At 64.4% G+C, this 19380-nt stretch carries 18 protein-coding genes; 9 read left to right on the top strand and 9 right to left on the bottom strand.

The window, feature by feature from the left end; genetic code table 11:
• Positions 1–50: 50 nt before the first annotated feature.
• Both JJE66_RS09125 and JJE66_RS09120 read right to left on the bottom strand, forming a co-directional pair.
• Positions 51–740, bottom strand: a complete 690-nt coding sequence (locus JJE66_RS09125; protein ID WP_200513904.1) for a DUF1345 domain-containing protein — start codon at positions 738–740, stop codon at positions 51–53.
• A gap of 85 nt (positions 741–825) precedes the next feature.
• The gene (locus tag JJE66_RS09120) at positions 826–1749 is read right to left on the bottom strand and encodes a polyprenyl synthetase family protein (protein WP_200513903.1); all 924 of its coding nucleotides are present in this window, start codon (positions 1747–1749) and stop codon (positions 826–828) included.
• A 161-nt stretch (positions 1750–1910) separates the two neighbouring features.
• Between JJE66_RS09120 and mtgA the strand changes: the two genes are divergently transcribed.
• The 3 genes from mtgA (at position 1911) to JJE66_RS09105 (ending at position 3735) form a co-directional block, all read left to right on the top strand.
• The gene (mtgA, locus tag JJE66_RS09115) at positions 1911–2585 is read left to right on the top strand and encodes a monofunctional biosynthetic peptidoglycan transglycosylase (RefSeq protein ID WP_200513902.1); all 675 of its coding nucleotides are present in this window, start codon (positions 1911–1913) and stop codon (positions 2583–2585) included.
• Between the two features lie 167 nt (positions 2586–2752).
• On the top strand, positions 2753–2935 hold the full coding sequence (rpmF, locus tag JJE66_RS09110; protein WP_007598106.1) for a 50S ribosomal protein L32: 183 nt from the start codon (positions 2753–2755) through the stop codon (positions 2933–2935).
• 158 nt (positions 2936–3093) lie between these two features.
• A complete protein-coding gene (locus JJE66_RS09105) occupies positions 3094–3735 on the top strand; it encodes a hypothetical protein (RefSeq protein WP_200513900.1) in 642 nt (213 codons plus the stop codon).
• Between the two features lie 188 nt (positions 3736–3923).
• On the opposite strand, the gene JJE66_RS09100 is transcribed toward JJE66_RS09105, so the two are convergent.
• A complete protein-coding gene (locus JJE66_RS09100) occupies positions 3924–4184 on the bottom strand; it encodes a hypothetical protein (protein WP_200515310.1) in 261 nt (86 codons plus the stop codon).
• A 221-nt stretch (positions 4185–4405) separates the two neighbouring features.
• On the opposite strand from JJE66_RS09100, the gene JJE66_RS09095 reads away from it, so the two are divergent.
• Positions 4406–6100, top strand: coding sequence for a bifunctional diguanylate cyclase/phosphodiesterase (locus JJE66_RS09095; RefSeq protein ID WP_200513896.1), 1695 nt, complete (start codon positions 4406–4408; stop codon positions 6098–6100).
• 105 nt (positions 6101–6205) lie between these two features.
• Here the strand turns inward: JJE66_RS09095 and JJE66_RS09090 are convergent, their stop codons facing one another.
• From JJE66_RS09090 to JJE66_RS09075, 4 genes are all read right to left on the bottom strand, one after another.
• Entirely contained in the window at positions 6206–9073 is a 2868-nt protein-coding gene (locus JJE66_RS09090) for a PAS-domain containing protein (RefSeq protein ID WP_200513895.1), read from the bottom strand.
• A 207-nt stretch (positions 9074–9280) separates the two neighbouring features.
• Complete coding sequence (locus tag JJE66_RS09085) at positions 9281–10156, bottom strand: acyl-CoA acyltransferase (protein WP_200513894.1); 876 nt, start codon at positions 10154–10156, stop codon at positions 9281–9283.
• A 36-nt stretch (positions 10157–10192) separates the two neighbouring features.
• Positions 10193–11173, bottom strand: a complete 981-nt coding sequence (locus JJE66_RS09080; protein WP_200513893.1) for an amino acid--[acyl-carrier-protein] ligase — start codon at positions 11171–11173, stop codon at positions 10193–10195.
• Positions 11174–11237: 64 nt separating this feature from the next.
• Positions 11238–12455, bottom strand: coding sequence for an acyl-CoA dehydrogenase family protein (locus JJE66_RS09075; protein ID WP_200513892.1), 1218 nt, complete (start codon positions 12453–12455; stop codon positions 11238–11240).
• 358 nt (positions 12456–12813) lie between these two features.
• Between JJE66_RS09075 and JJE66_RS09070 the strand changes: the two genes are divergently transcribed.
• The 3 genes from JJE66_RS09070 to mtnA all read left to right on the top strand — a co-directional run bounded on the left by JJE66_RS09070 (position 12814) and on the right by mtnA (position 15248).
• Positions 12814–13086, top strand: a complete 273-nt coding sequence (locus JJE66_RS09070; protein WP_200513891.1) for a phosphopantetheine-binding protein — start codon at positions 12814–12816, stop codon at positions 13084–13086.
• Positions 13087–13244: 158 nt separating this feature from the next.
• Complete coding sequence (locus tag JJE66_RS09065) at positions 13245–14120, top strand: S-methyl-5'-thioadenosine phosphorylase (RefSeq protein WP_200513890.1); 876 nt, start codon at positions 13245–13247, stop codon at positions 14118–14120.
• Positions 14121–14138: 18 nt separating this feature from the next.
• On the top strand, positions 14139–15248 hold the full coding sequence (mtnA, locus tag JJE66_RS09060; protein WP_200513889.1) for an S-methyl-5-thioribose-1-phosphate isomerase: 1110 nt from the start codon (positions 14139–14141) through the stop codon (positions 15246–15248).
• 6 nt (positions 15249–15254) lie between these two features.
• On the opposite strand, the gene JJE66_RS09055 is transcribed toward mtnA, so the two are convergent.
• Positions 15255–15890, bottom strand: a complete 636-nt coding sequence (locus JJE66_RS09055; protein ID WP_200513888.1) for an HAD-IA family hydrolase — start codon at positions 15888–15890, stop codon at positions 15255–15257.
• A 109-nt stretch (positions 15891–15999) separates the two neighbouring features.
• Between JJE66_RS09055 and JJE66_RS09050 the strand changes: the two genes are divergently transcribed.
• Together JJE66_RS09050 and JJE66_RS09045 are read left to right on the top strand one after the other, a co-directional pair.
• Positions 16000–16758, top strand: a complete 759-nt coding sequence (locus JJE66_RS09050; protein WP_200513887.1) for a trypsin-like serine protease — start codon at positions 16000–16002, stop codon at positions 16756–16758.
• A gap of 120 nt (positions 16759–16878) precedes the next feature.
• Positions 16879–18381, top strand: a complete 1503-nt coding sequence (locus tag JJE66_RS09045) for an NAD(P)/FAD-dependent oxidoreductase (RefSeq protein WP_200513886.1) — start codon at positions 16879–16881, stop codon at positions 18379–18381.
• 103 nt (positions 18382–18484) lie between these two features.
• On the opposite strand, the gene JJE66_RS09040 is transcribed toward JJE66_RS09045, so the two are convergent.
• Positions 18485–19315 carry an MlaD family protein gene (locus JJE66_RS09040; RefSeq protein ID WP_200513885.1) on the bottom strand — a complete coding sequence of 277 codons (831 nt, stop codon included), beginning with the start codon at positions 19313–19315 and terminating at the stop codon, positions 18485–18487.
• Between the last annotated feature and the right edge of the window lie 65 nt (positions 19316–19380).

Here is a 19380-nt window from a genome sequence, read left to right as displayed (position 1 = left end):
TCGTTGTCGTCCCGGCATAGTGCGCAATCGCGCACGGGGCCGGGATGACATCAGGTCGCAATCGCGCTCGCCGCGATGTTCACCGTCAGCGCCAGCAGGGCCGTGTTGTAGATGAAGGAGACGATGCCGTGCGCGGTGGCGGTGCGGCGGATGGTCTTGTCGGTGATACCGACATCGGAGACCTGCGCGGTCATGCCGATCACGAACGAGAAATAGATGAAGTCCCAATAATCGGCGTGGTCTTCCTTGTCGCCGCTTGGAAACTGCAATCCGCCCGGCGGGTGGCGGTAATAGTCATGGGCGTAGTGCAGCGCGAAAATGGTGTGCACGGCGGCCCAGGACAGCGCGATGGTGGCGATCGCGATCGTCAGCTCCATGGCACCGCGATGCGGCGTGCCGAGCTCATAGACGATCGCGGCAATGCTGGCGAACGCGCCGATTGCCGTCACCAGCAGGATCACGAAGCGGCCGTCGTCCTGCATCGCAGCGCTACGACGGATGTGCTGGTGGTCGTTGCACAGCATCATGGCATAGACCAGCACGAGATAGACCGCGATCAGCGCATCCCAGCCGAACAAGAGCCGCGTCACCAGTCGATGCGTGCCCGGCAGCAGCAGGCAGACGAGGATGCCGACGCCGAGCGAGATGAAGGTCCGCGGCCGCGCGTAGATCAGCCGCATCGGCCGCGACATCTGGCGGAAGCGGGCGAGGACGGGGTCTTCTTTTTTGTCAGCGGCCATGATGGCTCCAGCCCTCTCGGTCAACCGTCGTTGTCGCCGCAGCGGCGCCCCGCAAGCGGGGAGAGGCGAAGATCGTGCCGTCTCCTTAGTTCTTCCGCTCGGCGACGAAGCGCGCGGCGGCTTGCAGCACGGCGGCGCGATCGCCGAAGATCGAGACGGCGCTGTCGGCGCGCGCCAGCAGATCGCGCACGCGCTGCTTGGCGCCTTCGATGCCGAGCTGGGTGACGAAGGTGGTCTTGCCGAGTGCGGCATCGGCGCCGGCCGGCTTGCCGAGGGCTGCCGCATCGCCTTCGACGTCGAGCAGATCGTCGGCGATCTGAAAGGCTTCGCCGAGCGCGCGGCCGTAATCGTCGAGCGCCTGATATTCCGTTTGCGACGCCTGGCCGAGGATCGCGCCGGCGATGCAGCCATAGCGCAAGAGCGCGCCGGTCTTCATCTGCTGAATGCGCGCGACATCGACCGGTTCGCGGTCGCCAAAGCGGCCTTCGCCGGCGAGATCGAGGATCTGGCCGCCGACCATGCCGCCGATGCCGGCGCAGCGCGCCAGCGCGCGCGTCAGCAAGAGCCGGACATGGGCGTCGCGATGGATCTCGTCGCGGGTGATGATGTCGAAGGCGATCGTCAAAAGACCGTCGCCGGCGAGGATCGCGGTGGCGTCATCGGTCTGCTTGTGCAGGGTGGGGCGGCCGCGGCGCAGGTCCGAATTGTCCATCGCCGGCAGGTCGTCATGGATCAGCGAGTAGCAGTGGATGCATTCGAGCGCGGCGCCCACAAGCAGCGCCGCTTCGCGGGGAACGCCGAACACGGCTGCACTCTCGACCACCAGGAACGGCCGCAGACGCTTGCCGCCGTTCAGGCTCGAATAGCGCATTGCGTCCATCAGTCGCTTGGGGCGGGCAATTTCATCGTGCAGGATGTCGTCGGTCAGCAGGCGGCCGAGCAGGGCTTCGGTGTCATCAGCGGTCTTGTCCAGACGTTTGGCGAAATCGGACGGGGACGTGCCGGTCATCAAGAAAGGCTCCAGAACTAAAATTCGGCGGGACAATCCTTTATGCGCCCGCCCCAGTCAATCGTTTGGAAGGCCCAAAAAGTGCTGGAAAAGGCCCAAATTATCACAGACTTAATGCCGTGCCCGTGGACCGCGTTTCATTTTGCGCCGGAAAGGTCGATTTGCGCATCGTCAAAATCCTGCTGGTGGCGCTCGCGGTCGTAGCTCTCGCGCCCTATGCGGCCGCGCCGTTCTACCGCACCGGTCATCCGGTTTCGACGCTGATGGCCTGGCGCTCGCTGACGGGCGCGCCGATGCATCGGGAATGGATCGATCTCGCAGCGATGTCGCCCTATTTGCCGCGCTCGGTCGTGGCGGCCGAGGACGCCCATTTTTGCAAGCATCACGGTATCGACTGGGGCGCGCTGCGCGAGGCGATCGACGACGCCAAGGAGGACGGTACGCCGTTCCGCGGCGCCTCCACCATCACCCAGCAGGTGGCCAAGAACCTGTTCCTCTGGCAGGGGCGGGATTTCGTCCGCAAGGCGCTGGAGTTTCCGCTGGCGCTATGGATCGATTTCGTCCTGCCCAAGCACCGGATCCTGGAAATTTACCTCAACATCGCCGAGCTCGGCCCCCAAGGCCAGTTCGGGGTGGAGACGGGCAGCGCCTATGCCTTTGGCAAATCGGCCGCAAACCTCTCCCCCCGGGAGGCGGCCCTTTTGGCCTCAATCCTGCCGAATCCAGTCAAACGCAGCGCCAAGGCCCCCGGGCCGGGTGTCCGGCGGCTGGCCGGGACCTATGTGGCGCGGGCGCAGGCTTCCTGGCTTCGGACCTGCTGGCAGGAAAATCGCTGATTTTGAGCCCGTTTCGAACGCTTTTTCCGGTCCAAAACCCTAGCTTTGCGGCCAGCCTTCCTCTATAAGCCCGGCCTTGATCGGCATTCAGCTCGCCTCCTATTGCGGGTGCTGAGCCGTCCCTCGCGGACGATGCCCCGAAACACCAATCCCTAGAGGATATTGAAATGGCCGTTCCGAGAAGAAAAACCTCGCCGTCGCGCCGTGGCATGCGCCGCTCGGCAGATGCCATCAAGAAGCCGACCTACGTCGAAGACAAGGACTCCGGCGAGCTCCGTCGTCCGCATCATCTCGACCTCAAGACCGGCATGTACAAGGGCCGTCAGGTCCTGAAGAAGAAAGAGTCCTGAGACAGGACTTCTTCTCAGGCAGGATTATCCTCAATCAGGATGACGTGACCTGCCTGATTTCGGCCAATCCATGAGATATGACGGTGATGGCGGCGGAGCGAATGCTTCGCCGTTGCGTTGTCTTGCCCGGACATCTTGATCGAGAAGGCGCTTTGCCGATGGTCGGTTTCCCGCTGCTTCTGATTCCGCTCGCTGTCTACAACATCATCGCCTTCCTGATGCCCAGCGTGTCCTTCTCGGACGTGCTGTTCAAGGTACCGATGATCACGGGCGAGACCTGGCCGGTCACGCTTGCCGATCTGCTGCTTGCGCTCGGCGTGTTGCTGCTGCTGCTCGAAGTGGTCAAGGGCGCGCGGCCCGGCGCAAAATTCCTGATGGACCATCTGCTGTCGCTGATCATCTTCGGCGCGGCCGCGGCCGAATTCGTGATGTGGCCCAAATTCGGCAACTCGACCTATTTCCTGCTGGTGCTGCTGGCGATGGCCGATTTCCTCGGTGGCATCGCTCAACGCGCGCGCCGCCGCATCGCCTACGTCGCCGCCGAGACCGTGGCGGTGCCGCGCAAGGCGAAGCGCCAGGCCGAAGCGCCGCCACCGGCAACCACGTTCGAACCGAAGCTCGATCCCGTGTCCGCACCGCAGCCTGAACCGCCGCCCGCGCCCTCGGCGCAATCGGTTGCCGAATCCGTTTTGTTGGATCATCCCGCGCCGAAGCCGGGCATTGCGCCGTCGCCGGAAATTCCCTCGCCGCATTTGCAGCCGGGCAGCGGCACGCCGTCCTCGCCCGAAGAGCCGCGCTGATCTTGCCGCGACGCCGGTGCGCTCCCTCGCCCTGCTTGCGGGGAGAGGGTTGGGGTGAGGGGGAGTCTCCAGGGGGGTGGTGAGAGTTGGACTCGCGGAGAGTCCCCCTCACCCGGAATTCAAGCTGCGCTTGAATTCCGACCTCTCCCCGCAAGCGGGGCGAGGTGAGGCAGCCGCGCTGATCGGCGTTACGCCACTTGCCGGGTGCGTGAGCTGACGCTGGGAAGCGGGCGCTTGCCGCCATAGGCCATTTGCGCGTCTTCGGACGAGCCGCGGCGCAGCCGGGTTGCCTGCGGCAGGTGCTCGGCATTGGCGATCAACTGGGTGACGAAGCTCGGATCCGGGCGCGTCAGCGGCATCTTGCGAACCCACTGCAAAACCGGGGTCAGCGGTACCAGCGCCGTGCCTGTACCGGTTTCCGCCTCGTCCGATCGATCAGTACCCAACATCGCAATCACCGTTGACCCGGCGGAATTGTCGCGTTTCAGGACGCTGGCGCCGGTGCGTGTCATGTACTCGCAAGGCCTATGCCGGACGGGCCGGTTTGGTTCCCAGACGGTTTCGGAACGTGGTTTCCAAATTGTTTATCAACTTTGCCTAGGGTCGGGGGCGAATCTGGCCCTATCCTGTGCCGGCTCAGGACTCCCCGCTGTCCCGAAACGAGGCGCTTTTGACCCCTGCATTGCCGCAAGCCTCCGAGATCCTGGCCGCCCTTGGCCAAGCCGTGTTCGTCTGGGATATCGCCAGCGACGTCATCGTCTGGGGCGAGCAGGCCGGCGCCATCTTCCCTGGCATTCCCGCCGAGCGGCTCGCGACCGGTGCGGAGTTCGCCAAGCTGATCGAGCCCGCGCAAACGCTGCGGAGCGCCGCGCTGGCGCAGACGTCCGCCGTGCACGGCGCCGACGGCACGCCCTACCGGGTTGAATATGGCGTGCGCATGAGCGCGTCCGACCCTGTGGTCTGGATCGAGGAGACCGGCCGCTGGTTCGCCGGCGCCGACGGTCGCCCGGTGCGCGCGATCGGCTCAGTCCGCATCAACAATGAGCGGCACGCCCGCGACGAGGAGCTGACCAAGCTTGCCCGGCTCGATCCGCTCACCGGTGAGCTCAACCGCTCGCATCTGATCGCGGCGCTGGCGGAAGCGATCGAGGAGACAACGCGCTTCCGCTCGACCGCCGCCTTCATGCTGGTCGGGATCGATCATCTTGCCCGCGTCAACGACGCCTTCGGCTTCGACGTCGCCGATGCCGTGATCCTCGACGTCGCCAGGCGCATTCGCGCGCGCTTACGCGGCGGTGACGTTCTCGGCCGTTTCTCCGGCAACAAGTTTGGCCTGATCCTGAAGAACTGCACCGTCGACGACATGAACGTCGCCGCCGAGCGCTTTCTCACCGGCATCCGCGACGAGGTGGTGCCGACCAAATCCGGCCCGGTCTCGGTCACGGTCTCGATCGGCGCGGTCAGCCTGCCGCGCTATGCCCGCAATACCGATGAGGCGATCAACCGCGCCCACGAGACGCTGGATGCTGCAAAACGCCGTCGCGTCGGCTCGTTCGCCACCTGGCGTCCGAACGCCGAGCGCGACGCGCAGCGCCGCGTCAACATCCGTGTCACCGATGAGATCGTCACCGCGCTGAACGAGCGCCGCATCAAGCTCGCTTACGAGCCGGTGGTGGCGGCCGCGACGCGCGAGGGCGCCTTCCACGAATGCCTGGTGCGGATGGATCAGGGCGACGGCCAAGTGCTGCTCGCGCCCGACATCGTGCCGGTCGCCGAGCGGCTTGGCCTCATCCGTCTCGTCGATCACCGCGTGCTCGAGCTCGTGGTCGCCGAACTCGCGGCCGCGCCCGACATCCGCCTCAGCCTCAACATCTCGCCGGACACGACGATGGACCCCGACTGGTGGGCGGGAATCGAATCGCTGATGCGCGCCCATCCCGGCGTCGCCGAGCGGCTGATCGTCGAGATTACCGAGACGGTCGCGATCCAGGACATCGACGACGTCCGCGGCTTCGTCACGCGGCTGAAGAATTTCGGCAGCCGTATCGCCATCGACGATTTCGGCGCTGGCTACACCTCGTTCCGAAACTTGCGCAAGCTCGGCGTGGACATCGTGAAGATCGATGGCGCCTTTGTGCAGAACATCACCCATTCCGCCGACGACCGTGCCTTCGTGCAGACCCTGATCGATCTCGCCCGCCGCCTCGACATCAAGACCGTCGCCGAATGGGTGCAGGACGAGGAAGCCGCCAACATGCTGCGCGATTGGGGTTGCGACTACATCCAGGGCAGGTTGATCGGACTGGCGTCAGGCGAGCGGCCGTGGGGCGCGCCGCCGGACAGCGCGCTGCCGGCGGCGGGGTAACGCTTCGGCGTCGCCGAGCGCAGGGGACGCGGAGCGTTGCAAACGCCGTAATTTCCTCTTTGAAATCAACGCCGTTCTACTGTGCATGGGGTTGTTTTCAGGAACTCACGCCACCCGGCGGACCGCGTTCAGCGTCTCGATGGTGCGTCCGACCTCTGCCGCCGGGCACGGCTTGCCGAAATAATAGCCCTGCACCGCGGTGCAGCCGCATGCACGCACGAAATCGAGCTGCTCGATCGTCTCCACGCCCTCCGCCGTGGTCTCGACGCCGAGCACGGAGCCGAGGCTTGCGATGGTGCGGACGATCGCCACGCTCTCCGGGCTTTCGCCGAGCGTGCCGACGAAAGAGCGGTCGATCTTGATGCGATCGAACGGAAATTTGCGCAGATAGCTCAGCGAGGAATAGCCGACGCCGAAATCGTCCAGGCTGACGCGTATGCCGAGCGAACGAAGCTGGTGCAGGATCCCGATCGTGGCTTCGCTGTCATCGAGCAAGGCCGTCTCGGTGACCTCGAGCTCGAGCCGCTGCGGGGGCAGGCCAGCTTCCGCGAGCGCGCTCGTGACCATCGCCACCAGCCCGCGCGAGCGGAATTGCACGGGCGACAAATTGACGGCGACCGTGACATCCGGCCAAGACGCTGCCGTCGCGCAGGCCGTGCGCAACACCCATTCGCCGATCGGAACGATCAGCCCGTTCTCCTCGGCGATCGGAATGAATTCGGCCGGCGAGACGAAGCCGCGCGACGGATGCTTCCAGCGCAGCAGCGCCTCGAAGCCGGTCAGCTCGGTGGTGTCGAGCCGCACCTGCGGCTGGAACACCAGATGGAATTCGCTCGCCTCCAGCGCGCCGCGCAGATCGTGCTCCAGCGCGTGCCGGCTGCGCGCCTCTTCTTCCATCTCGGGCTCGAACAGCTGATAGGCGCCGCGCCCCTTGGCCTTGGCCTGGTAGAGCGCAAGGTCCGCGCATTTCATCAACTCGTCAGCGTCGAGCCCGTGGTCGGGCGCGATCGCAATGCCGACGGAGACGCCGACATGGATCGACTGGCTTTCCAGCGGCGGCGGGTGGCCGATGATCTCGACCAGCCGTCGAGCGAGCCGCTCCGCCGATTGCGGCTGCGGTCCGCGCTGGAGCACGGCGAACTCGTCGCCGCCGAGGCGGGCGACGGTGTCGTGTTCGCCGACATTCTCCTTCAGCCGCGTCGCGACCCAGCGCAGCAACCGGTCGCCGGCGGCGTGGCCGAGTCGGTCGTTGACGGTCTTGAAATTGTCGAGGTCAAAGCACAGCACGGCCATGGCGCCGCCGGCGATCGCGACCTGGTTCAAACCCTCGCCCATCTTTTCGCGGAATAGCGTGCGGTTGGGCAGGTCGGTCAGCGAATCGTGCTGCGCCATGTGCGCCACCCGGGCCTGGGCCTTGTGACGCTCGGTGACGTCCTCGTAGGTGACGACCCAGCCGCCATGCTCCATCCGCTTGTGGTTGAGCTTGATGATGCGGCCGTCGCTCAGATGGCGGTGCAGCGTGTGCTCACCCTCGCGCAGCCGCTCGACATAGTCTGCATAGAGCCGCGCAGCCGTGGTGTTCGGATGGATGCCGAGCTCGCAGCTATGCTCCATGATCTCGCGCATCGAGACGCCCGGCTTCACGATGTCGGGCGACAGTCCGTACATCTCGATGTAGCGGCGGTTGCAGACGATCACGTGCAAGCTCGAATCGAGCATGCACAGGCCCTGGCTCATGTTGTTCAGCGCCGCGTCGAAGCGGCGATACTGCTCGCTCAGCTCCTCGACCGCGTGCTCGCGCTCGGTGATGTCCTCATAGGTGGCGACGAAGCCCCCTTCGGGCAACGCGCAGTAGCGGACCGAGATGATCGTGTCGTTCGACATACGCCGGCGCATCGGCGAGGAGTCGCGGCGCGCGATCTGTTCGCGGGCGGCTTCCAGGACCTGCTGCGGGCTGTACTCGGTCGCGAAAGCGCCGTTCGCCATCGACCGCTGGATCAGCTCGGAGAGATGCGTGCCTGGGCGCGTCTCCTCTTCCGACAACAGATAGATTTGCCGGTAGGTGTTGTTGCAAACCCGAAGCCGCATGTCGCTGTCGTAGAAGGCGAGCCCGTGCGCCATGTTCTCCAGCGCGGCATCCAGCATGAGATTCTGCTGCTTCAGCGTCTCCTCATATTGCAGCCGCTCGGTGACGTCCTCGTGCACCGTGACCCAGCCGCCGTCGGGCATGAACCGGGACACCGCCTGCACCTTTCGGCCGTCATGGCGTGTCACGAGCACGGCTTTCGTGCTCCTGATGCGGACGTCGTTCATTCGCGCATCCAGGAACTCGTCGCCGGACATCTCAGCCCTGTTGCCGCGCGACAGCCAGTGCTCGATAGCCGTGCCGTGCGGGACGCCCGGTTTCACGATTCCGGGGTCGAGGTCGTAGAATTGCAGGAACCGCTCGTTGCAGACGACGACGCGGCCGTCGGCGTCATACATGATGAGGCCGTGCGACATGTGGGCGAGCGCGTGCTGGCTGCGCTCGGTCTGCAGTTGCAACTCGACCTCGAGCCGGGCGAGGCGGCTGACATCGTCGCAGATCGTCATCCAGCCGCCGTCGGGAAGCGGTTTCAGCTCAAGCGTTATGACGAGGCCGCTCGCGAGGGTCTGCCTTGTGCGAAACGGCTTGCCGGCTGCGATCAATGCGATCCGCGCAGCGTAGAGTGCGTCGAGCTCACTTGCCGGAATATTGCCGCGTGCGACGCTGTGGGCGAGTACGTCGCGGTAGCGCGTTCCGAGCCGGACGATGTCGGCCGACATGTCGAAAAGCTCGATATACCGGCGGTTGACCAGCACGATTCTGTTGTCGGCGTCATAGACGCAGACGCCCTGCTCGATGCCGTCGAGCGCAAGCTGGCTTAGCGCGAGCAGGCCGTCCTGGCCTTGTTCGCGGCGTACACCCAGCTCGTTGTCGCGGGTCGAAATCATGGGGTCTGCGGGATCTCGGCGGCAATGGACTTAACACAACGTAATTCAGCCACTGAGCGTAGCGAAGAGGCGGGAAAATTCCCTTAAGCGCCGTAGTTTACGGAGAGTGACTGACGATGCGGAGAAGGGTGCAAGAAATCCCGCTGTCGTCCCGGCCCAGGCAAGCCTCCGCCGGGACCACAGTGAATATGTTGCCGGACTGCCCTATTACGGACCGTACAGTACGAGCTCGGTATCCGTGAGATCGGCCAGCCGCGGCCGGTGCGGGCCCTTGAAATATTTGCGGCCGCGTCGCTCGGTATAAATACCGACGAGGCCGGGAATGGGCTCGTTGGAATCGACGATCACGGAAATCTTGCCGAGCCGCAGCAGCAGGCGGCCGATGCGACCGGCGCTGGCGGCATATTCAGCGGCGCTGCGGCAGTAGATCAGCTGCATCGCTGGCGGTGCGATGAAACCGCGACGGATGCGCACCGGTTGCAGGATGAAGGGGAAGGTGCCCTTCGGCGTGCGGCAGACTAGGCTGAGACAATTGTAGCGCGCATGCCGCGTCAGCAGCTCGGTCTCGGCCTCGGACAGGCCCTGGACCTGCTTGGCGTGCGGGGAGATGACCTCGATCTTGCTCCAGCGTGGGGCGCGCGACAGCGCCGGTACCGAGAAGAACAGTCCGCGGCAATAGGCGCGAAAGCCCTGCGTCTCGATGATCGGCCAGGTCCACACCGCCGGGCTGATGTTGAGATAGGTTACGTGCTTGTGACGCTGTGCGATCTTGGTCAGCAGCGGGGCATAGTTGCGGTAGGCCGGCTCGACATACCAGCTCGACAGGTTGCAGTGGATGGCGGTTTCCTCGCCATCCTTGCGCGTGGTGTAGATCAGCAGCAGCACGCCGACCGGCACGCCGTCATTGTCGAGCATGTAGCCGAAGCGCGGATAGCCTTCCGGCACTGGCCGGAAGGCCTGTCGGCGCAGCCCTTGGATCCAGTAGTTGCGCGAGCGGCCGACGAAGCCGCGCGTCAGCAGGTCCGCGACCGCATCGACGTCGACTTCGGTGATCTCGCGGCATCGGACCTTGGTGTGGATCACGCTCGTCTTACCCGTGGAAATGGTCGGCCTCTTACCTTAGCGCCAGCCTTCGCCGTGAGCGTCAGCCGCGACTTGAGGCTGCAGGCCCAGAAGGTCCCGCACCTTGGCGGGCCACGCGGAGGGATCGGTCCCGTGGGTGTGGAACATCGCGATGGCCAGGCGATCCATGCCGAAAGCGACGCAACCGGTATGAGCCGGTTCGCCATTGGCGTCCTGGATGCCCCAGGTCGTGCCGAAATGTTCGCGGTGATAGTTGAAGCTCATGCAGGCGGTCGGCTGCTCTTCCGAGCGCAGCGGGATCAGTAGCTCGAACTTGAGCTGCTGCTGCTTCTGGCTCACCGCCTTCATCTGACCGACGCGGCCGAAGAAAGGATCGCTGGCGTAGTCGACGCGGAAGGTCAGGCCGAGATCGGTCGCGATCGCCTGCGCGCGCACCATCCAGCGCTCGCGGAAATCGGCGACGTCGTCGGGCGTGCCGATGCAGACATATTCGCGCATCCGGAACGATTGCAGCCGGTCGAGATGTTTTGACGGCTCGCGGCGGAAGCAGTCGGCGGCGACGTCGAAGCGCAGGCCGCCCTTCGGCAGCTGGCCCCGGCTCGCGGCGATCGGATAGACAGGATAGCAGGCGGCGGGCGATAGCACGAGGTCGGCCGGCGACAGCGACGTGGTCCAGTCGACGCCCGCATCGAAGCGGCTCACCGCGGCGTTGATCTCGCGTTCAGTGCCATGCAGGCCGCAGACGCAGCCGAGCAGGTTCGGAAAGCTCTTGAGGTAGCCGGACTTTTCCAGCTGGGCCCGGCTCATCACCGGCGGGAAGCGCATTACTTCGGTGCCGGCTTCGCGGTTGCTGGTAATCAAAGCTGCGAGACGTTCGACAACGCCTTCATAGAGCGCGGTGCGGGCATAGACGCCGTCCGAACCCATCGGATGGAACAGCTTGTCGGCGAGATGATCGAGCGGATCTGTGGCCTGCGGGGCGGTTTCGGGCGAATCGGGAAGAACAGCAACGTTCATGTTCGAGGTCCTGCCATCTGAATTTATTATTGTTGATCGAAGGCTCGTCAGTCGCGAAGGGTTGTCAGTCACGAAGGCTTGCCGGAATGCCGCTCATCAGCGTCGCGGTCGCGGCATTGGCCAGGATGCGGTCGTTGTTGATCATGATCGGCGAGGACAGCACGTCGCGCAGGTGGCGGCCCATGGTGAACTCGCCATCGTTGCGGTAGCCGGAAAGACCCGCGGTGCGCATCGCATGCATCACGGTCTCGACCGCGAGCTCGGAAGCCTGCACTTTCAACAGCGTGATCGAGGACTGGAAGTCGAGCGAGCCGAGCGCACGCTCGTCATGCTCGGCGCGGGCGAAGGCGTCGAGATTGGCTGATATCAGCGCGCGCAGTTTGGCCAGCGACATTTTCGCGGCGGTGAAGTGCGCGGCGGCGGGCGGCATCTGACCACCGGAGGTGCGGGCGGCCTTGCGGACGAAGGCCTGCGCCCGCGTCACGGCGGCGGCGGCAATGCCGGCCCAGGCCGAGGACCAGCACAGATGCGCGAACGGCGTCATGGTCTGGGCGTGGATCTTGTCGTAGGATTCCGGGAAGACGCGGTCCGCGGGGCAATCGACCTTGAGCTCGAAGCCGGTCGAGCAGGTGCCGCGCATGCCGAGCGTTTCCCAGCCCTGCGTCTGCTTCAGCGAGTAGTCGTCCTTGGCGAGCGCCAGCAACACCTGGTCGGAGGCAGCGGCCTCGGTGGCACGGCGGGCGATGGTGACGAGACCATCAGCTTCGGCGCCGTAGGAAATCACGGTGGCGTCGCGGACCAGCGAGACGGTGTCGCCGGCTTGGTCGACCGCAGCCGCGCTGGCGCGGATGTTGCCGCCGTTCTGGCCTTCGGTGGTGGAGGACGCGAGCAGCCACTGGTCCCGGGCAACCCGACGCATCATGGTTTCCATCCAGGGAATGCCGTGGCCGTGCCTGATTACGCAGGCGACCTTGGTTGTGTGCATCGCGTAGATCATCGCGGTCGAGGCGCAGGCGCGTCCAAGCGTGTAGCAGATGTCGGTGACGTCGTAGATCGAGGCACCGAAGCCGCCATACTCGACGGGGATCATGACGCCGAGCAGCTTTTGCTCCCGCGCGGTATCAAAAGCCTTGTGGGGAAAGCGGGCGTCGCGATCGACGCCATCAGCGTCGGCAGCGGCGACGGCCGCGGTCCGGCCGGCGCGCTCTATGAGGGGTGGGCCCTGCTCGAGCAGGCTCGTCCGCGTTTCGTCGACAGTGAGGACTGCTTCACGCACGTTCATGCTTTCCCGCCTCCGCTTCGCCGTTCAGGGTCGCCGGCACCATTCGCGATGCCGCTGAAGCGATCCTCCGACCATCTTTGCTTGTGAGACGAGGCTACGGATTTTATTCAAATTCGTCGATGAAATAGAGAGTAAACGAAGTGACATTCCGAACGAACAGTTAAGGCCGAGTTGTTTGCATGGCCCGGATTTCCGCTGTTACGTTAGGGTTCTGGAAGAAGCCCGAATTCCAGACAATCTGAGTCATCGTTTACTAAGAAACGCGAAGTAATGATGCCGACCATTGCAGGATCGGCCCGCCGTGCCCATCGTACCCGTCAACCGCTCCGACTTTTTATGAACAGATGGAAATTCGCCGATGCAGGTCTTCGATACCGATTTGCGCAACCGCATCATCAAGCTGGTGAAGGACATTCTCGAGCAGAACTCGCTCGCCGCTGATGTGACGCCGCAGGCCAAGCTCGTCGATGTCGGCCTGACCTCGATGGATATGGTCAATCTGATGCTGGGGGTCGAAGCGGAGTTCGACTTCACCATTCCGCAGTCCGAGATCACGCCGGAGAATTTCCGGTCCGTCGAGACGCTGGAGCGGATGGTCGCGACCCAGTTGCAGCCTGCGACCGCGGCTTAAGTTAAGACTTTCAGTGTCGTCCCGGCCTTCGCCGGGACGACACTGAACAGGCGGCAAGCGCATACGCTCCTCGCAACGTCCCCAGCTCCCCGTTCCAAAACCGCCGCAAAACTGGCATAGCTTAACCATGTCGCGCGTGGCGAACGGGTGGAGCAGGCATGACGCAGGCGGTATTGGGCATCATCGGCGGCTCCGGCATCTACGATTTGCCGGGACTCGAGGGCGCGCACGAAGAGGTGATCCAGAGCCCCTGGGGAGAGCCGTCGGCGCCGGTGCGGCACGGCACCATCGCGGGCGTCCCTATCGTGTTCCTGCCGCGCCACGACAGGGGTCATCGGCTGTCGCCGTCCGACATCAACTATCGCGCCAATATCGACGCGCTGAAGCGCGCCGGCGTCACTGACCTGATCTCGCTCTCGGCCTGCGGTTCCTTCAAGGATGAGATGCCGCCGGGCACCTTCGTTCTCGTCGACCAGTTCGTCGACCGTACGCACAAGCGCGAGAGCTCGTTCTTCGGCAAGGGCTGCGTCGCACACGTGTCGATGGCTCATCCGGTCTCGCCGCGGCTGCGTATTCATCTTGCGGCAGCGGCGGAAGCCGAGGGCCTCGCGATTGCGCGGGGGGGCACCTATGTCTGCATGGAGGGCCCGCAATTCTCCACCTATGCGGAGAGCATGACCTACAAGACGCTGGGCTATTCCGTGATCGGCATGACCAACATGCCGGAGGCAAAACTCGCCCGCGAGGCGGAGATGTGTTACGCCACGGTCGCTATGGTGACGGATTTCGACTGCTGGCATCCCGATCATGATGCCGTCACCGTGCAGGACATCATCCGCGTGCTGACCTCGAATGCCGACAAGGCGAAGGCGCTGGTGGCGCGGCTGGCCAAGGATTTCCCGCGCGAGCACGAGCCGTGTCCGATCGGTTCGGATCGCGCGCTCGACACCGCGTTGATCACCGCGCCCGACGCGCGCGATCCCGAGCTTCTGAAGAAGCTCGATGCGGTCGCCGGGCGCATCCTGCGGGCGTGATACGAAAGGCAGAATGCCATGAAGGTCGACGGCAAGCATTTCCGCAGCATCTGGCGCGAGCGCGACGGCTGGTCGGTCGGCGCGATCGACCAGCGTAGGTTGCCGCACGAATTCGTCGTCGAGCAGTTGGGCTCTTGTTATGACGCCGCCGTTGCGATCCGCGACATGCTGGTGCGCGGCGCGCCGCTGATCGGCGCGACCGCGGCCTATGGCATGGCGCTCGCGATGCGTGCGGATCCCTCCGACGGCGGCCTGAGACGCGCGTACGAGACCTTGATTGTAACGCGGCCGACCGCGATCAACTTGAAATGGGCCCTAGACGAGATGCGCGCGGCGCTCGTGCCGATCGATCCGGTCGAAAGGGCGGAGGCGGCGTATGTCCGCGCCGACGAAATCGTCGAGCAGGACGTCGAGATCAACCGCGGCATCGCTGCCAGCGGCTTGCCGCTGATCGAGGCGATCTTGGCCAGGAAGAAGCCCGGCGAAACGGTCAACGTGCTGACCCATTGCAATGCCGGCTGGCTCGCTACCGTCGATTGGGGCACAGCGACTGCGCCGATCTATCTTGCGCACGAGCGCGGCATCAAGATCCATGTCTGGGTCGATGAGACCCGCCCGCGCAATCAGGGCGCTTCGCTGACCGCGTGGGAGCTCGGCCATCACGGCGTGCCGCACACCGTGATCCCGGACAATACCGGCGGGCATCTGATGCAGCACGGCATGGTCGATCTCGCCATCGTCGGCACCGACCGCGTGGCTGCCAATGGCGACGTCTGCAACAAGATCGGCACGTATTTGAAGGCGCTCGCCGCATACGACAACAGCGTGCCGTTCTACGTCGCCTTGCCGTCGCCGACCATCGATTTTGCGGTCAATGACGGCATCAAAGACATTCCGATCGAGCAACGCAGCGGAACGGAGGTCACGGACATGACCGGCCGCACCGCGGATGGCCGATTGGAGACGGTGCGCATCGTGCCGGAGGGCTCGCCGGTCGCAAACTATGCGTTCGACGTGACTCCGGCGCGGCTCGTCACCGGCCTCATCACCGAGCGCGGCGTGCTGAAGCCCGACCGCGCCTCGCTCGCCGCCGCCTTCCCCGAGCGGATCGCCGCTGCAGCGGAGTAGTTCGGGTTAGGAGAGCTTCAGTCCAGTCGCCGTCTCGAGCTCCCCGATCGCCTGTGCGCCGCTGGCGACCTTGATCGTAGTCATGCCCATCTCGCGTGCGGGCTTCAAATTGACGCCGAGGTCGTCGAGATAGACGCAAGCCTTCGGGTCGACCTTCAGTGTCTCGACCATCAGCTGATAAATGCGCGGATCGGGCTTGCGCAGGCCAATCTTGGCGGATTCGATGACGTGGTCGAACAGCACCATCACCTCGGCGACGTAGAGCGACCGCCCGGTCATGCTGCCGATCGCGTTGGCGGGCAGGTTGTTGGTGATGCAGCCGGTCTTGAATTGGGCCTTGATGCGCTTCAGGGCCTCGACCATCTCGGGGCGCAGATCGCCCTGGAGCAGCGGCAGCACATCTCGCCCGCGAACTTCGGCGCCGAGGGCGTGCGATTCCTCTGCAAACAGCTTGTCGAATGTGTCGACGTCAACCTCGGCGCGTTCGAACTTGGCCCAGGCGTTTTCCAGGTGATTTGCGGCATTCGTGCGCCGGATGATGTCGATGGGGAGGTCGCGTTCCCGCTCGAATCGCGCAAACGCCTCGAACGGCGAGCTCGTCAACACGCCGCCAAAATCAAAGATCACTGCGTCGATTGCCAATGTTCTGCCCTCGCCAATTCCTTTCCAAGAGGGCTAGCATGCGCTATCCGCAAGGACCAGTCCGAAGCAATCGCCCATCGCATCGCTGCCGACGCCAGAGCGTGTTCCCATGAAGAAGCTTGTCACTCTCATCGCAGCCACGCTGCTGTACGCCGCGCCCGCTCATGCCATCGTCGGCGGCGGCACGCCGCAGACGGAGGGCGTTGCGCATGCGGTCGTCACCATCGTCGGCTCGCGCGGCAATTTTTGCACCGGCAGCCTGATCGCACCAAAGCTGGTCTTGACGGTCGCTCACTGCGTGCAACCCGGCGCCGACTACAAGATCGTCGATCGCGGTGCAGACGGGCAGCCGAAATTGCTGAACGTGCGTACTGTCGCGATCCATCCCAGCTTCAACATGCAGGCGATGCAGGCGCATCGCGCCACTGCGGACGTGGCATTGCTGCAACTGGAAATTCCACTCAAGGGAAAATGGACGGTGCCGGTCGCCGCGCCGAATATCCCGATCCGGATCGGCAGCCGCTTCACCATTGCCGGCATTGGCGTCACCGTGCGCGGCGACGGCAAGAGCGGCGGCACGATTCGGGTTGCCGGGCTCGTTGCGACAGGCCAGCCCGGGACGCTTCAGATCCGCCTGGTCGATCCCGTAACCAACGGTGTTCGCGACGGAATTGGCGCCTGCACCGGCGATTCCGGCGGTCCGGTGTTCGAGGACAGGCCGAACGGCGCGGTGCTTGTCGGCGTCATCAGCTGGTCGACGGGGCCGAACGGCGCCGCCGGCTGCGGCGGATTGACTGGGGTCACGCCGCTGACGCTTTATCGCGACTGGATCTTGCAGACCGCGCGGAGCTGGGGCGCGGCGTTGTAGTTTGATCGCGACTTGATCTATGTCATTTTGCGGTCAAAGCGCGAAGGGCGACCATGTCCGTCGCGGAGGAAACGCGTCGCCATCAAGGCGGCCTGAAACAGACAAGGCATAGAAGCAACAATGAATGTCGCTGTTCGCAGTCACGCCACGACCAAACAGGCTTCAGAACATTTCGACGTGCTGATCGTCGGCGCCGGCATCTCCGGCATCGGCAGCGCCTATCACGTCACCAGACAGATGCCCGGCACGAGCTACGTCATCCTGGAGACCCAGGCGACGTTCGGCGGCACCTGGACCACGCACCGCTATCCCGGCATTCGCTCGGACAGTGATCTCCATACCTTCGGCTACAGTTTCAAGCCCTGGGTCGGGCCGCCGATCGCAACTGCCGAAGAAATCCTCGCTTACATGAATGAGGTGATCGACGACAACGATATCGCGCGCCACATCCGCTACAAGCACAGAATCAATTCCGCGAGCTGGTCGAGCGAACAGAATCTCTGGACCATCGAGGCGGTGACGGCGGACAGCGGTGAGACGAAGACCTTCACCGCCAGCTTCCTCTGGATGTGCCAGGGCTATTATCGCCATTCCGAGGGCTACACGCCGGAATGGAAGGGCACGGATCGCTTCAAGGGCCGCATCGTCCATCCGCAGACCTGGCCGGATGATATCGATCTCGCCGGCAAGAGGGTCGTCGTGATCGGCTCGGGCGCGACCGCGGCGACGCTGGTGCCGAACATCGCGGACACATGCGCGCATGTCACCATGCTGCAGCGTTCGCCGACTTATTTCCGGCTCGGCCGTAACGCCATCGAGATCGCCGAAGAGCTGCGCAGGCTCCAGGTCGACGAAGCCTGGATCCACGAGATCGTTCGTCGCAAGATTCTGTTCGAGCAGGATGCGTTCACGAAACTCTGCCTGTCCAAGCCGGAACAGGTGAAGAAGGAGCTGATCGGCCAGATCAGCGCCGTTCTCGGCCCGGACTACGACGTCGAGACGCACTTCACGCCGACCTATCGCCCGTGGCGGCAGCGCATCGCCTTCGTGCCCGATGCCGATTTGTTCAAGGGCATCGCCAGCGGCAAGGCCTCCGTCGTCACCGACGAGATCGAATGCTTCGTCGAGAATGGCATCCAGCTCAAATCGGGCAAGCTGCTCGAGGCCGATGTCGTCGTCACCGCGACCGGCTTCAATCTCGCCGCGCTCGGCGATATCGCCTTCGAGATCGACGGCAAGCCGCTCGCCTTCGGCGACACCGTCACCTATCGCGGCATGATGTTCACGGGCGTGCCGAACATGGTCTGGGTGTTCGGCTATTTCCGTGCCAGCTGGACGCTGCGCGTGGATCTCGTTGCCGATTTCGTCTGCCGATTGCTCAGCCACATGAAGGCCAAGGGCGCCAAGAAGGTCGAGGTGAGCTTGCGCGCTGAAGACCACAACATGCCGATCCTGCCCTGGATCGACCCGGAGAACTTCAATCCCGGCTACATCATGCGCGACATGAAGCTGCTGCCCAAGCGCGGCGACAAGCCGGAATGGCAGCACAGCCAGGACTATTGGACCGAGAAGGACGAGATCCCGAAGACGGATCTGGACGACAAGGCGTTTGTCTACGGGTGAGCGGGCGCGCACTGGCGCCGGACTTTCGAATCTCGTCCTCGAACGCCAGGACCATTACCCCAGGGAGATGCCGTGACGCGGGAGGGTTCGGGTCAAGAAGACGTCATCGCTTCTGCGGGGTGGGCTTGCGTGGCGGGCTCGGGGCTGCTGCGGGTGCCGGCGTTCCGCTCATCTTGTTGGCGGCGTCGCTGAGGTCGAGCAGGGTCTTGCGGCCGTCCTCGAGGAAGCTCGCTGATTTCTTCTTCATGCTGTCGGCGAGCTCGTGCAGCCCTCTCACTTTCTCGAACAGTTCGTCGGCCTTGCCGTCGACGAATCCCGGAACGACGCCTTCGATCTTCGTGACCGCCTTGTCGAAGCCTGCAAACGCACTGTCGACCTTGGCCATGATCGAGTCGATCTCAGCACCCTTGCTCCTGAGATCGGCCGTGTAGTTTTCAAACGTGCGGAGGCCGTCCTTGATCGCGGGCGCGTTGCTGACGATGGTGCGATCGACGCTGTGCAGGGTATCGACGATGGATTCGGCATCGCTGAGGTCGGCGGTCAGCACGGGAATGCCGTCCGAGTCCAGCGGCACCGGCGGCGCGGAGGGGGCGCCGCCGATCAGCGAGACCGCAGCGACGCCGGTGAGGCCCAGGAACTCGATGCCGGCCACCGTGTCCTTGCGGATCGGCGCGGTATTGTCAAGCGACACCAGCGCCACGACCTTGCGCGGACTGTCCAGCTTGACCGACAGGATCTGGCCGGCGGGCACGCCGTCGAAATTGACCGGGCCGCCGCGGCGCAGGCCGCTCGCGGAACCGCCTTCGAACACGACGCGCAACTGGCTGCGGCTTTGGATGGTGCGCCATTTCTGCACGCCAAGCACGCCGCCGAACGCCACGGCGATCACCGCCAGCGTCGCCGTTCCGATCACCAGATTGCTCGCGCGTGCCATGCGGGTGCGATTTTACGACCAAAGCGGGGAAGTTGGAAGGAGCCCGGATGGCCGCAACGGTAAGT

The organism is Bradyrhizobium diazoefficiens (assembly GCF_016612535.1).
Taxonomy (GTDB): Bacteria; Pseudomonadota; Alphaproteobacteria; order Rhizobiales; family Xanthobacteraceae; genus Bradyrhizobium; species Bradyrhizobium diazoefficiens_C.
The sequence above is the reverse complement of the archived record's forward strand: the minus strand, read 5'-3'. Positions and strand labels throughout refer to the sequence as shown.